Origin of the sequence: Microbacterium sp. Ag1, from assembly GCF_001005635.1 — a bacterium.
Lineage (GTDB): Bacteria > Actinomycetota > Actinomycetes > Actinomycetales > Microbacteriaceae > Microbacterium > Microbacterium oxydans.
Genome location: NZ_LBCR01000032.1, coordinates 239117 through 251063, shown reverse-complemented (window position 1 = coordinate 251063; position 11947 = coordinate 239117). Strand labels below are relative to the sequence as shown.

Below are 11947 nucleotides of genomic sequence, written 5' to 3'. Positions count from 1 at the left end.
CTCCCGCTGACACGCGAAAGGCGCCCCACCGAAGTGGGGCGCCTTTGCTGTGCCTACGGGCGTCAGGAGATGTTCACGAGGTGCATCGCCCTGCTCGCGTCGGTGATGCTGCTGGACAGCGAGGGGTAGGCGGCGAAGACCCGCGAGACCTGATCGACCGTGAGGCGGCGCTCGACGGCGACCGCGATCGGGTAGATCAGCTCCGAGGCCTTCGGAGCGACGATCACACCGCCGATCACCGTACCGGAGCCCTTCCGCGCGATGAGCTTCACGAAGCCGTCCTTGATGCCCATCATCTTCGCGCGCGGGTTCGCCGCGAGAGGCAGCTTGTAGACCATGCCGTCCGCGACGCCATCCTCGACGTCTTTGACGCCGTAGCCGACCGTGGCGATCTCGGGCGCGGTGAAGATGTTGGAGGTGATCTTGATCAGCTCCAACGGGATCACGATGTCGCCGAGGGCGTGGAACACCGCGGTGCGCCCCTGCATCGACGCGACGGAGGCCAACGGGAAGAAGTTCGTGCAGTCGCCGACGGCGTACACGTTGGGGACCGAGGTACGAGCGACCTTGTTCACCCGGACGTGCCCGGATTCGTCGAGCTCGACGCCGGCTTCCTCCAGACCGATGCCTGCGGTGTTCGGGATGGACCCGACGGCCATGAGGCAGTGGCTGCCCTCGACCGTGCGCCCATCGGACAGCGTGACGGTGACGCCGTCGTCCGTGACCTCCACCTTGTCGGCGCGCGACTTGGAGAGCACCTGCATTCCCCCGCGCTTGAAGACCTTCTCCAGCACCGCAGCCGCGTCCTTGTCCTCGCCGGGGAGCACCTGCTCACGGCTGGAGATCAGGGTCACCTTGGCGCCCAGGTTCATGTACGCGGAGGCGAACTCCGCTCCGGTGACACCGGATCCGACCACGATGAGGTGCTCGGGGAGCGCCTTCATGTCGTACAGCTGCGTCCACGTCAGGATGCGCTTGCCGTCGGGCTTCGCGGAGTCCAGCTCGCGCGGCGAGGCGCCGACGGCCACGACGATGGTGTCGGCCTCGACCCGGTCGAAGTCGGTGCCGCCTTGGCCGGTCGAGACGATGATCGCCGTGGGCCCTTCGAGGCGTCCGTGGCCGGACAGGATGCGCACACCGGCCTCGAGGAGCGTCGCGCGCATGTCCTCGGACTGCTGGCCGGCGAGCGCGAGGAGGCGCTTGTTCACGGCGGCGAGGTTGATCGCGATCTCGGGCTTGAGGGGGCGGGAGTGGTCGCCCTTGGCATAGAAGTTCACGCCGAGGTCGCTGGCCTCGGAGATGGCGACGGCCGCATCGGCGGTGGCGATCAGGCTCTTCGAAGGCACGACGTCGGTGAGCACGGCTGATCCGCCGACTCCCACCCGTTCGACCAGGGTGACCTCGGCACCCAACTGGGCGGCCGCGAGGGCCGCCTCGTAGCCGCCGGGACCGCCGCCGAGCACGGCGACGCGCTGAGTGCGCTCGAAAGTGGTGGAAGACATGGAATCCATTCTCGCGCAATCCTGGCACCCGAGCCTGCACCTTCCTAGAGTGGATCCATGCCCGAAACGCACAGCAACCCCCTCGACGACCCGACCGCGAACCCGTTCGAGGTGGCCGCGCAGGCCGCAGCCGACATCGCCCGTCTGACCGGCGTCGAGAACCACGACATCGCCCTCACCCTCGGCAGCGGCTGGGGCAAGGCGGCCGACATCATCGGCGAGACCGTCGCCACGATCCCCGCGACCGAGGTCACCGGCTTCTCGAAGCCCGCGCTCGAAGGCCACGTCGGCACACTGCGCAGCATCCGCACCCCCGGCGGCAAGAACGTCCTCGTCATCGGCGCGCGCACCCACTACTACGAGGCCCACGGCGTACGCCGCGTCGTGCACAGCGTCCGCACGGCAGCCGCGACGGGCGCCAAGATCATGGTGCTGACCAACGGAGCCGGCGGCATCCGCGAGACCTGGACCCCTGGCCAGCCCGTACTGATCAGCGATCACATCAACCTCACGGCCGATTCGCCGCTCGAGGGCGCCACGTTCGTCGACCTCACCGACCTGTACTCGAAGCGTCTTCGGGACGTCGCCCGCTCGATCGACCCCTCACTCGACGAAGGCGTCTACACCCAGTTCCGCGGCCCGCACTATGAGACCCCGGCCGAGGTGCAGATGGCCAAGCACATCGGCGGCCACATCGTCGGCATGTCGACCGCGCTCGAGGCGATCGCCGCGCGCGAGGCCGGCATGGAGATCCTCGGGTTCTCCCTGATCACCAACCTCGCCGCGGGAATCCAGCAGACCCCGCTCAGCCATGCCGAGGTGATCGAGGCCGGACGGGAGGCGGAGCCCGTGATCTCCGCGCTTCTGGCCAGGGTGGTCGAGGCCCTGTGAGCGAGGAGCGGCTCGCGCAGGCCCGCGCCTGGTTGCGCCAGGACCCCGACCACGAGACCCGCGACGAACTGGCCGGTGTGATCACCCGGGCCGCCGCCGGGGATGCGGACGCGATCGCCGACCTCGACGACCGTTTCCGCACGCGTCTCGCCTTCGGCACCGCCGGTCTGCGCGGCGAGCTCGGCGCCGGGAGCAACCGGATGAACCGGGTGCTGGTCGCGCAGGCCGCGGCGGGATTCGCCGCCTACCTGCGCGAGAAGTCGAACGGTCAGAAGTCGAACGGCCAGACGCCGACGGTGGTGATCGGATACGACGGGCGTCGCAACTCCCGCGTGTTCGCGACCGACTCCGCCGAGCTGTTCGCCGGAGCCGGACTGCGCGCGGTCCTGCTCCCCCGTCTGCTCCCCACCCCCGTCCTCGCGTTCGCCGTGCGCCACCTGGGAGCCGATGCCGGCGTGATGGTGACCGCGAGCCACAACCCGCCGAACGACAACGGGTACAAGGTGTACCTGGGCGGCGCGGATCAGGGGTCGCAGATCGTCGCTCCTGCCGATGCGGAGATCGCCGCGCACATCCAGCGGATGGCGGACGCCGGACCGGTGACGGCACTGCCGCGCTCCACGGAATACGAGGTCGCAGGCGAGGACGTCGTCGAGGCCTACATCGCAGCGACCGCCGCCGTCGCCCCCGCCCCCGCCGGCACCACCGGGATGCGCTGGGTGTACACGGCGATGCACGGCGTGGGCTGGGAGACGCTGTCCCGCATCGTCAAGGACGCCGGATACCCGCAGCCGTTCGTCGTCGACGAGCAGCTCACGCCCGACGCCACCTTCCGCACCGTGTCCTTCCCGAACCCGGAGGAGCCCGGTGCCATGGATCTCGCCTTCGCGAGGGCTCGGCGCGTCAAGGCGGACTTCATCCTCGCCAACGACCCCGACGCCGACCGCCTGGCCGTCGCGATCCCCGACGACTCGGCAGCGGACGGCTGGCGTCGCCTCACCGGCAACGAGGTCGGACTCCTGCTCGGCGCGAGGGCGGCACGTGCGGCGGCGGGCACGCCAGGGGCATCACTCGCCTGCTCACTCGTCTCCTCCCCCGGCCTCGGCGCCGTCGCGACCCACCACGGACTCGACTTCCACGAGACGCTCACGGGCTTCAAATGGATCTCGCGCGCCCCTGGCATCGTCTTCGGTTTCGAAGAGGCTCTGGGTTACCTCGTGAACCCGGAGACCGTGCGCGACAAGGACGGCGTGTCGGCCGCCGTCGCGGTCCTCGGCCTCGCGGCAGAGGCGCGCGACCGTGGAGCGACGCTCAGCGACCTGTTGGACGAACTCGGCGAGACCTACGGGCACTTCGCCAGCGGTCAGGTGTCGGTGCGCGTCGAAGACCTCTCGATCATCGGTACCGTGATGCTCGCCCTGCGCACGCTTCCGCCGACACACATCGCCGGTCGGTCGATCGCCTCGGCCGAGGATCTGCTGCAGGCGGGCCAGGGGCAGCCGTCCGGTGACGTGCTCCGCTACCGGCTGACAGACGGGTCCCGCGTGATCGTGCGTCCCAGCGGCACCGAGCCGAAGCTGAAGGTCTACATCGACGCGAAGGCGGACTCCGCCGAGCGCGCGCGAGAGGCCGTCGCCGAACTCGAAGCCGGGGTGCGCGCCCTGCTCGACGAACGCTCCTGAGCATGCCGATCCGACGCATCATCGTCAGCGCGCACAACGGCGTGCACGCTCGTCCGGTGGCCGAGCTCGTGCGACTCGCGCAGTCGCACGGGTCTCCGGTCACCCTCCGCACGGCCGACGGCACGACCGTCGACCTGAGCAGCGTGCTGGCCGTGATGGACCTCGGGATCGCGACAGGAGATCCGGTCGAGATCGAGACCGCACCGTCTCCGACGTCCGAGGCCGTCCTCGATCAGCTCGCGGAGGTTCTCGCTCCCCGCGGCTGACCGCGACCCTCACCCGTCGATCACGGCGACGAGCTCGTCGAGGAACGCCTCGAAAGTCGTCCCCTTCCGGACGATCCGCTGCACGCTCTCGCGCTCGCTGAACACCTCGACGAGCTGCTCGAACACGGTCTGGAAAGCCGCACGGTCGCTCTCGCTGAACGCCGCGAGGGCGACGACCTGCACTCGCCCTCCGCCCCAGGCCGCTGAGCCGTCCGCGACGCCGATGGCGATGGCCGTGCGAGTGGCGGTCATCTGGAGCGCGTGCGGCACGGCGAGCGCATCCGTGAAGGCGGTCGACGACATCCGCTCCCGCACGATGGTGTTCTCGATGTAGTCCTCGCCGATCAGGCCCGCCTGCACCAGAAGACCGCCCAGACGCCGGATGATCGCCTCCTCCCCCTCATCCGGCAGGGGGAACACGTAGGCGTCCGCGAGGAAGTAGCGGGCGAGCTCACCGCGGAGGCGGGTGAGACGCCGTCCCCGCCGCACCCGCGCCGCCGCCTGCTGGATGCGGTCGACGTCGGCATCGGTCAGGAACGGCTGGATGCGTACGAAGCGGTCGCCGGAGGATCCCGGTTCGATGGTGCTGAGCACCAGATCGGTATCGAACGACGACCAGTCCGGATCGACATTGGTGACGACGGTGGTGACCTCGATGGCCGTCCCGAGGGAACGGTCGACGCTGGAGCGGAGCAGTTCGTGCAGCTCGTGATACCCCGGGCACACGATCGTGGCGGTGAGGATGGATTCCGCCTTGCGGCTGCGTTCGAGACGGCCGCCCACGTGCATGGCGATGTAGGCGATCTCGTCGTCGTGGATCGGCGTGCCGACGCGGTCGTGCAGGCCGCTCGCGATCGACACGGCCACCTCGAAGATCATCGGGTACGTCGCCTTCAACGACCGGGTGAGCGGGTTCCGCGTGAGGGCGCTCTCCTCCGCCCGCCGCAGCAGATTCTGCACGTGCAGGGCGAGACGCAGGACGAAGGTCTCATCGACGAGGTCGACCTCGAAGTCCTCGGCCGCACGCGTGATCTCCGCACGGACGGCGGCCTCGACCATCGGGTCGACGCCGCTGCGGGCGACCTCGCGTGTCGTCGCCTCCCCCGGCGCGACGATGCGCGTCAGCACGAGGGAGGCGAGGTGGCCGCTGTCGCCATCGCCGAGGACCACCGAGAAGTGCTCGAAGGCCAGGCGGGCGATGACCGCCCCCACGCGCGGGATCTCCTCGCGCGTGCCCGCCGGTGCAGATTCGAGCGTGTGTCCCGCAGCGACCCGCTCCGCGGCGATCGCGATGTGCAGCAGCACGTCGGAGATCGCGAGCTCGTTCACGTAGTAGCCGAGCTCACCCAACTCGCGCACCAGGGCCGACTTGAAGGGACCGACCGCGCCGGCGTCCACCGCCGATCCGGACAGCGCGCGACGGAACGTCTCGGGATGGAACGAGGCATCATCCATCTCGTCGTGGGCGAGCCTGCTGAGCAGACGGCGCTGCGCTGTCTCATTGCCGCGCAGACGCACGATCTCGCGCTCGCGCTCGAGCGTCAGGTCGGTGCCGTCGAGCAGGCCGCGCACGCGCACCAGATCCGCTTCGAGCGTCGCCTCGCTGACGTGCAGATCCTCCGCGGTGTCGAAGACATCGATGCCAGCCGGCTCATCGAGCAGGAGTCGCACCAGCGTGTGCAGGCGATCGCGAGGGGCCGATTCCCCGCCCTGACGCATGCGCATCGCACCCCGTGCACCGGATCCGGCGCGATACCCCGCGGGACCCGACTCGATCACGGCGGCTCCGGGCGTGCGAGCGTTCAGCGCCGCGACGTAGGAACGGATGCTGCGCGGGGTGACCCCCATGAGGTCGGCGAGGCTCGCGGCCGTAGCCCAGCCCTCCTGACGCAGCAGCGCGGCGAGGAGCTGGTCCTGACGCTGGCGCGACATGATCCTCCCCTCCCGCGTGCTGACTGCACCGTCTCGACGTGCTCTCCATGATGTCAGGTGGCCGGCGCCTCGGGGCGGAAGGCGCCGTTCCGCGGGGGCGGAAAGGATCGTGTTGGCGCGCACCCCTTCCTGGTTCCCAGACTGTTCTCAGGAAGTAGGTGGGCATCGATGAGGATCCTCGTGGTGTGCGGTGCGGGAGCATCGAGCACGTTCGTCGCGCAGCGGCTCCGCCGTGCCGCGGAGACGGCCGGTCTGGCCTGGGACGCATCCGCCGGGACGGAGGGCGCCGCCTCGGATTCCGACCATGACCTGATCCTGGTCGGCCCGCACCTGGCCGACCGCCTCGACGCCATCCGCGAGAGCTCGAACGCGCCGGTCGCCATCCTCCCGGACGACGTCTTCTCCGATCTCGACGGCTCGCGCACGCTCGTCCTCGCCCGTTCGCTCCTCGCCGCTGCCGGCGAAACCCCGAAAGGAACATCATGACCGCCACCCGCACCGTCCGGATCGGCTCCTCACACGGACTCCACGCCCGTCCAGCGAAGCTGTTCGCGCAGGCGGCGAAGGACTCCGGCATCGCCGTGACGATCGCCAAGGATTCCGGAAAACCCGTCAACGCGGCGAGCATCCTCGGCGTCATCGCCCTCGCGATCGAGCACGGCGACTACGTCACGCTCACGGCGGACGGCGACGGCGCGGAGAACGTGCTCGACACCCTCACCGAGCTCCTCACCACCGACCACGACCAGGACGCCGCCGGATGAGCGAGCTGCGCGGAGTGGGCATCGGTCTCGGGGTCGCCCAGGGGCCGATCGTCCGCATGGCCGAGGCGATGCCGGCCCCGGAGAACACGCCGAGCACCGCGGGGGCTGACGCCGAACGAGCCAGGGTCCGCGACGCCGTCTCGGTCGTGGCGAAGGAACTGAACGAGCGCGGCGAGGCAGCCGGAGGATCCGCGCAGGAGGTCCTCGAGGCGCAGGCCATGATCGCCGAGGACCCGACGCTCCAGGACGAGGTCGACACACGGATCGACGCGGGGGCGACGGCCGAGTGGGCCGTGCACGACGCATTCGCCGGGTTCCGCGCCACGCTCGAGGCGGTCGGCGGCTACCTCGGCGAACGCGCCGCGGACCTGGACGACATCGCGCAGCGAGTGCTCGCGCATCTTCGCGGCGTCGACGCCCCGGGGGTCCCGAACCCGGGACACCCGTTCGTGCTGGTCGCCCGCGACCTCGCGCCGGCGGACACCGCACTCCTCGATCTGGATCAGGTCCTGGCACTGATCACCACCGACGGCGGCCCGACCTCGCACACGGCGATCCTCGCCAGGGAGAAGGGCATCGTCGCGATCGTGGGCGTCGCCGACGGCGAGATGCTGACCACCGGCGAGACCGTGATCGTCGATGCAGCCAGCGGCGTGGTCACGCGCGAACCGACGGATGACGAGAAGGCTCGCGCCACCGAGCGCGCTGCCGCTCGGCGGTCGGCCGACGCGGCCCCAACCACTCCCGGCGCTCTCGCCGACGGCACGCCTGTCGCGCTGCTCGCGAATCTGGGGAAGCCTGCAGATGCGGCCGACGCGGTCGCTCGGGGGGCCGAGGGCGTCGGGCTGTTCCGTACCGAGTTCCTGTTCCTCTCCTCCGCCCAGGCGCCCACCATCGCTCAGCAGCGCGAGTCGTACCGCGAGCTGCTCGCGGCCTTCCCCGGCCGGAAGGTCGTGGTGCGGATGCTCGATGCCGGCGCTGACAAGCCTCTGGCCTTCCTCAACGATGCACACGAGGAGAACCCGGCGCTCGGGCTCAGGGGTCTGCGGGCGCTGCGCGCCAGCGAGGACATCCTGCGGGAGCAGCTCACCGCACTCGCCGAGGCCGCCGCCGTGACCGAGGCCGATCTCTGGGTGATGGCTCCCATGGTCGCAACGGTCGAGGAGACCGTCTACTTCACGGGACTCGCACGCGAGTACGGGCTGAAGACCGCGGGAGTGATGGTCGAGATCCCGGCGAGCGCTCTGCTCGCCGATCGCGTGCTCGCGCACGCCGACTTCGCCTCGATCGGCACCAACGACCTCACGCAGTACACGATGGCTGCCGACCGGATGCTCGGCTCGGTCGCAGGGTTCCAGGACCCCTGGCACCCTGCCGTCCTCCGCCTCGTCCGCGAGGTCGGCGATGCAGGTGCCCGACTCGGCAAACCCGTCGGGATCTGCGGCGAAGCCGCGGCCGATCCGCTGCTCGCCGTGGTGCTGGTCGGTCTCGGCGCGACGAGCCTGTCGATGGCGCCTTCCGCCCTGGCCGATGTCCGTCATGCGCTGTCCGAGCGCACCCCGTCCGAGGCGCGGAGTCTCGCCGAGGCCGCCCTGGCCGCCGACGATGCCTCCTCCGCCCGAAACGCCGTGGCAGCCCTCGCCGCGGAACTCCCCCTCCACAAGAAAGAGACGACATCATGACGACGACGTCACCTGCCGCCACCAGACCCGGCGGCCTGCGCGTAGGAGTGCAGCGCTTCGGCACATTCCTCTCGGGCATGATCATGCCCAACATCGCCGCCTTCATCGCCTGGGGCTTCATCACGATGCTGTTCATCCCGAAGGGTTTCTTCGGCGCGGAGAGCCCGTTCGGCTGGCACTGGGCAGGCGTGTCCGAGATCCTCGGCGGTGGCGGCGACTCCGTCATCATCGGCTGGCAGGGCGCGATGACCGCCGTGGCCGAAGGCGCGGACGGCAACATCCTCGCCTACGTCGGACTGGTCGGCCCGATGGTGACGTACCTGCTGCCGCTGCTGATCGCGAACACCGCCGGCCGCATGGTCTACGGCGAGCGCGGAGGCGTCGTCGCCTCGATCGCCACCGTCGGCGTGATCGTCGGCACGAACATCCCGATGTTCCTCGGTGCCATGATCATGGGCCCCCTCGCCGCCTGGGTCATGAAGCAGGTCGACCGGCTGTGGGACGGCAAGATCAAGCCCGGCTTCGAGATGCTGGTCAACAACTTCTCCGCCGGTATCCTCGGCATGCTGCTCGCGATCTTCGGCTTCTTCGCCTTCGGCCCCGTGATGCTCGGCATCAGCGCCGCACTCGGTGCTGCCGTCGACTGGCTGGTCTCGCTGCAGCTGCTTCCGCTCGTATCGATCATCGTCGAGCCCGCGAAGGTGCTGTTCCTGAACAACGCCATCAACCACGGCGTGTTCACCCCGCTCGGCATCGAGCAGGCGACCGAGACCGGCAAGTCGATCCTGTTCCTCATCGAGGCGAACCCCGGGCCCGGCCTCGGTCTGCTCCTCGCCTTCACCTTCTTCGGGGTCGGTGCGGCGAAGGCATCCGCTCCCGGAGCGGCGATCATCCAGTTCTTCGGTGGCATCCACGAGATCTACTTCCCCTACGCCCTCAGCAAGCCGACCACGATCCTCGCCCTCATCGCGGGTGGTGCGGCCGGGGTCACGACGAACATGGTCCTCGGCGGGGGTCTCGCCTTCCCTGCAGCACCGGGAAGCATCATCGCCGTGACGGCTGCGGCCATCGGCCCGGGAGTCGGCAACCTCCTGGTCGTCTACCTCTCGGTCATCGTCGCAGCGACCGTGACCTTCCTCATCACCGGCGTGATCCTGCGGGCCTCCCGCAAGCGCGACCTCGAGGCCGAGGGCGACACCTTCGGCGCCGCGATCGCACAGACCGAGGCCAACAAGGGCAAGTCGTCCGCCGCGATGGACGCGCTGCGCACGTCGACGGCATCCGCGGCTCCGGAAGCCGCGACCGCCACGAGCGCGACCGTGATCTCCGCACCGATCGAGCGGATCGTGTTCGCCTGCGACGCCGGGATGGGCTCGTCCGCCATGGGCGCGAGCGTGCTGCGCAACAAGCTCAAGAAGGCCGGCATCGAGGACATCACGGTCACCAACCAGGCGATCGCGAACCTCGACGGAACGGCTGACGTCGTCATCACCCAGCAGCAGCTCACCGAGCGCGCCGAGGCGAAGTCGCCGAACTCCGTCCACGTCTCCGTGGACAACTTCATGAACTCGCCCCGCTACGAAGAAGTCGTCGAGATGGTGCGCGAGCAGCGAAAGGAAACAGAATGAGCGTCCTCACCCAGGATCAGGTCCGCATCCACCCCGGTGGTGCGACACGAGACGAGGCTCTGCAGGAGGCGACGGACATCCTCGTCGCCGCCGGTGCGGTCACCCCGGCCTACGTCGACGCGATGCGGCAGCGTGAGGAGACGGTGTCGACCTTCATGGGCAACGGCCTCGCCATACCGCACGGCACGAACGAAGCGAAGGACACGATCCTCGCCTCCGCACTGTCGGTCGTCCGCTATGACGGGGGCGTCGACTGGTCCGGCGAGCCCGCGACCTTCGTGATCGGCATCGCCGGCGTCGGGGACGAGCACCTGGAGATCCTCTCCCGCATCGCCATCCTGTTCTCCGAGGAGGACGATGTCGCCAGGCTGTCGGCGGCACAGACCGCCGAGGAGCTCTACGCCCTCCTCTCGGAGGTGAACGAAGGATGAAGGCGGTCCACTTCGGGGCGGGCAACATCGGGCGCGGGTTCGTCGGTCTGCTGCTGAGCGACGGCGGGTACGAGGTGGTCTTCTCGGACGTCGCCGATGCGCTCGTCGACGCGATCAACGAGGTCGACTCGTACACGGTGCACGAGGCCGGCCCCGGAGGGACCGATCACGTCGTGACCGGATTCCGCGCGGTCAACAGCAGGACGCATCCGGCCGCGGTGGCCGAGGAGGTCGCCACCGCGGATGTCGTCACGACCGCGGTGGGCCCGACGGTGCTGCGGTTCGTGGCTCCGTCGATCGTCGCCGGACTCGCCCTGCGCAGTCCGGACTCCGCGCCGCTGCAGGTGATGGCGTGCGAGAACGCGATCGGGGCAACGGAGCTGCTGCGGCGGGAGATCGTCGCCGCAGCGGGCGCGGATGCAGAGACGCTGCTCGCGCGCGCGGTCTTCGCCAACACGGCCGTCGACCGCATCGTCCCGGCGCAGCCGGAGGGATCGGGGGTCGACGTGACGGTCGAGCCCTACTTCGAGTGGGCCATCGAGTCGGGACCCTTCGAGGGCGCGCTGCCGAACATCCCCGGCGCGCACTTCGTCGACGACCTGGCGCCGTACATCGAACGCAAGCTGTTCACGGTGAACACCGGCCATGCGGCGACCGCGTACTTCGGGGCGCGTGCGGGCATCGAGCGCATCTCGGACGCCCTCGCCGACTCGGACATCTCCTCGAGCGTCTCGGCGGCGCTCGAGGAGACGTCGGCCGTCCTGGTCGCCGAGCACGGGCTCGACCCGGCAGACCTCGCCGACTACCGCGCGACGATCCTGGAGCGCTTCCGCAACCCCGCGCTCGTCGACACCGTGCAGCGCGTCGGACGTCAGCCGCTGCGGAAGATCTCACGGCATGAGCGCTTCGTTGGCCCGGCGGCCATGGCCGCAGAGCGGGGGTTGCCCACCGACGCCTTGGTCGCCGCCGTGTCCGCAGCGCTCGAGTTCGACGATCCCGCCGACGAGCAGTCTGTCGAGCTGCAGCAGCTGCTCCGTGCCGAGGACCCTGCCGCGTTCACCACCACCACGACAGGCCTCGACCCGGAGCACCCGCTGTTCCCGCTGATCCGGGACGCGGTCGCGGCCAGGCAACAGCGTCTGGGAGCTGTCTGACCCCTCGCTCAGAGA

Annotated in this window: 11 protein-coding genes; 9 read left to right on the top strand and 2 right to left on the bottom strand. The window is 69.7% G+C overall.

What is annotated here, in order from left to right; all coding sequences use genetic code 11:
- Positions 1-62: 62 nt before the first annotated feature.
- Positions 63-1511, bottom strand: coding sequence for an NAD(P)H-quinone dehydrogenase (locus tag AAY78_RS14350; RefSeq protein ID WP_046748960.1), 1449 nt, complete (start codon positions 1509-1511; stop codon positions 63-65).
- 48 nt (positions 1512-1559) lie between these two features.
- Here AAY78_RS14350 and AAY78_RS14345 point away from each other — a divergent pair, with 48 nt between their 5' ends.
- From AAY78_RS14345 to AAY78_RS14335, 3 genes are read left to right on the top strand one after another with little or no spacing between them, the layout of a single operon-like run.
- Positions 1560-2393 carry a purine-nucleoside phosphorylase gene (locus AAY78_RS14345; RefSeq protein WP_046748959.1) on the top strand — a complete coding sequence of 278 codons (834 nt, stop codon included), beginning with the start codon at positions 1560-1562 and terminating at the stop codon, positions 2391-2393.
- Positions 2390-4075, top strand: a complete 1686-nt coding sequence (locus tag AAY78_RS14340; protein ID WP_046748958.1) for a phospho-sugar mutase — start codon at positions 2390-2392, stop codon at positions 4073-4075. The genes AAY78_RS14345 and AAY78_RS14340 overlap by 4 nt, the downstream gene beginning before the upstream one ends.
- A 2-nt stretch (positions 4076-4077) precedes the next feature.
- Entirely contained in the window at positions 4078-4341 is a 264-nt protein-coding gene (locus AAY78_RS14335) for an HPr family phosphocarrier protein (RefSeq protein WP_046748957.1), read from the top strand.
- A gap of 9 nt (positions 4342-4350) precedes the next feature.
- On the opposite strand, the gene AAY78_RS14330 is transcribed toward AAY78_RS14335, so the two are convergent.
- Positions 4351-6273 (bottom strand): BglG family transcription antiterminator, encoded by a 1923-nt coding sequence (locus tag AAY78_RS14330; RefSeq protein ID WP_046748956.1) that lies wholly within the window; start codon positions 6271-6273, stop codon positions 4351-4353.
- Between the two features lie 168 nt (positions 6274-6441).
- On the opposite strand from AAY78_RS14330, the gene AAY78_RS14325 reads away from it, so the two are divergent.
- The 6 genes from AAY78_RS14325 to AAY78_RS14300 are packed head-to-tail and all read left to right on the top strand — an operon-like array spanning position 6442 to position 11932.
- On the top strand, positions 6442-6759 hold the full coding sequence (locus tag AAY78_RS14325; protein WP_046748955.1) for a PTS sugar transporter subunit IIB: 318 nt from the start codon (positions 6442-6444) through the stop codon (positions 6757-6759).
- Positions 6756-7037, top strand: coding sequence for an HPr family phosphocarrier protein (locus AAY78_RS14320; RefSeq protein WP_046748954.1), 282 nt, complete (start codon positions 6756-6758; stop codon positions 7035-7037). Before AAY78_RS14325 ends, AAY78_RS14320 begins: the two co-directional genes overlap by 4 nt.
- Positions 7034-8719: a phosphoenolpyruvate--protein phosphotransferase gene (ptsP, locus tag AAY78_RS14315; RefSeq protein ID WP_046748953.1), complete on the top strand. Its 1686-nt coding sequence runs from the start codon at positions 7034-7036 to the stop codon at positions 8717-8719. The genes AAY78_RS14320 and ptsP overlap by 4 nt, the downstream gene beginning before the upstream one ends.
- Positions 8716-10347: a PTS mannitol transporter subunit IICB gene (locus AAY78_RS14310; protein ID WP_046748952.1), complete on the top strand. Its 1632-nt coding sequence runs from the start codon at positions 8716-8718 to the stop codon at positions 10345-10347. The genes ptsP and AAY78_RS14310 overlap by 4 nt, the downstream gene beginning before the upstream one ends.
- Entirely contained in the window at positions 10344-10778 is a 435-nt protein-coding gene (locus AAY78_RS14305) for a PTS sugar transporter subunit IIA (protein WP_046748951.1), read from the top strand. Before AAY78_RS14310 ends, AAY78_RS14305 begins: the two co-directional genes overlap by 4 nt.
- Positions 10775-11932: a mannitol-1-phosphate 5-dehydrogenase gene (locus AAY78_RS14300; protein ID WP_046748950.1), complete on the top strand. Its 1158-nt coding sequence runs from the start codon at positions 10775-10777 to the stop codon at positions 11930-11932. Before AAY78_RS14305 ends, AAY78_RS14300 begins: the two co-directional genes overlap by 4 nt.
- Positions 11933-11947: the final 15 nt, after the last annotated feature.

What these genes read in the sequence shown, in the direction of transcription:
- AAY78_RS14350 (WP_046748960.1), bottom strand. Translation starts at nt 1,511, where the DNA reads ATGGATTCCATGTCTTCCACCACTTTCGAGCGCACTCAGCGCGTCGCC.
- AAY78_RS14345 (WP_046748959.1), top strand. Translation starts at nt 1,560, where the DNA reads ATGCCCGAAACGCACAGCAACCCCCTCGACGACCCGACCGCGAACCCG.
- AAY78_RS14335 (WP_046748957.1), top strand. Translation starts at nt 4,078, where the DNA reads ATGCCGATCCGACGCATCATCGTCAGCGCGCACAACGGCGTGCACGCT.
- AAY78_RS14330 (WP_046748956.1), bottom strand. Translation starts at nt 6,273, where the DNA reads ATGTCGCGCCAGCGTCAGGACCAGCTCCTCGCCGCGCTGCTGCGTCAG.
- AAY78_RS14325 (WP_046748955.1), top strand. Translation starts at nt 6,442, where the DNA reads ATGAGGATCCTCGTGGTGTGCGGTGCGGGAGCATCGAGCACGTTCGTC.
- AAY78_RS14320 (WP_046748954.1), top strand. Translation starts at nt 6,756, where the DNA reads ATGACCGCCACCCGCACCGTCCGGATCGGCTCCTCACACGGACTCCAC.
- ptsP (WP_046748953.1), top strand. Translation starts at nt 7,034, where the DNA reads ATGAGCGAGCTGCGCGGAGTGGGCATCGGTCTCGGGGTCGCCCAGGGG.
- AAY78_RS14310 (WP_046748952.1), top strand. Translation starts at nt 8,716, where the DNA reads ATGACGACGACGTCACCTGCCGCCACCAGACCCGGCGGCCTGCGCGTA.
- AAY78_RS14305 (WP_046748951.1), top strand. Translation starts at nt 10,344, where the DNA reads ATGAGCGTCCTCACCCAGGATCAGGTCCGCATCCACCCCGGTGGTGCG.
- AAY78_RS14300 (WP_046748950.1), top strand. Translation starts at nt 10,775, where the DNA reads ATGAAGGCGGTCCACTTCGGGGCGGGCAACATCGGGCGCGGGTTCGTC.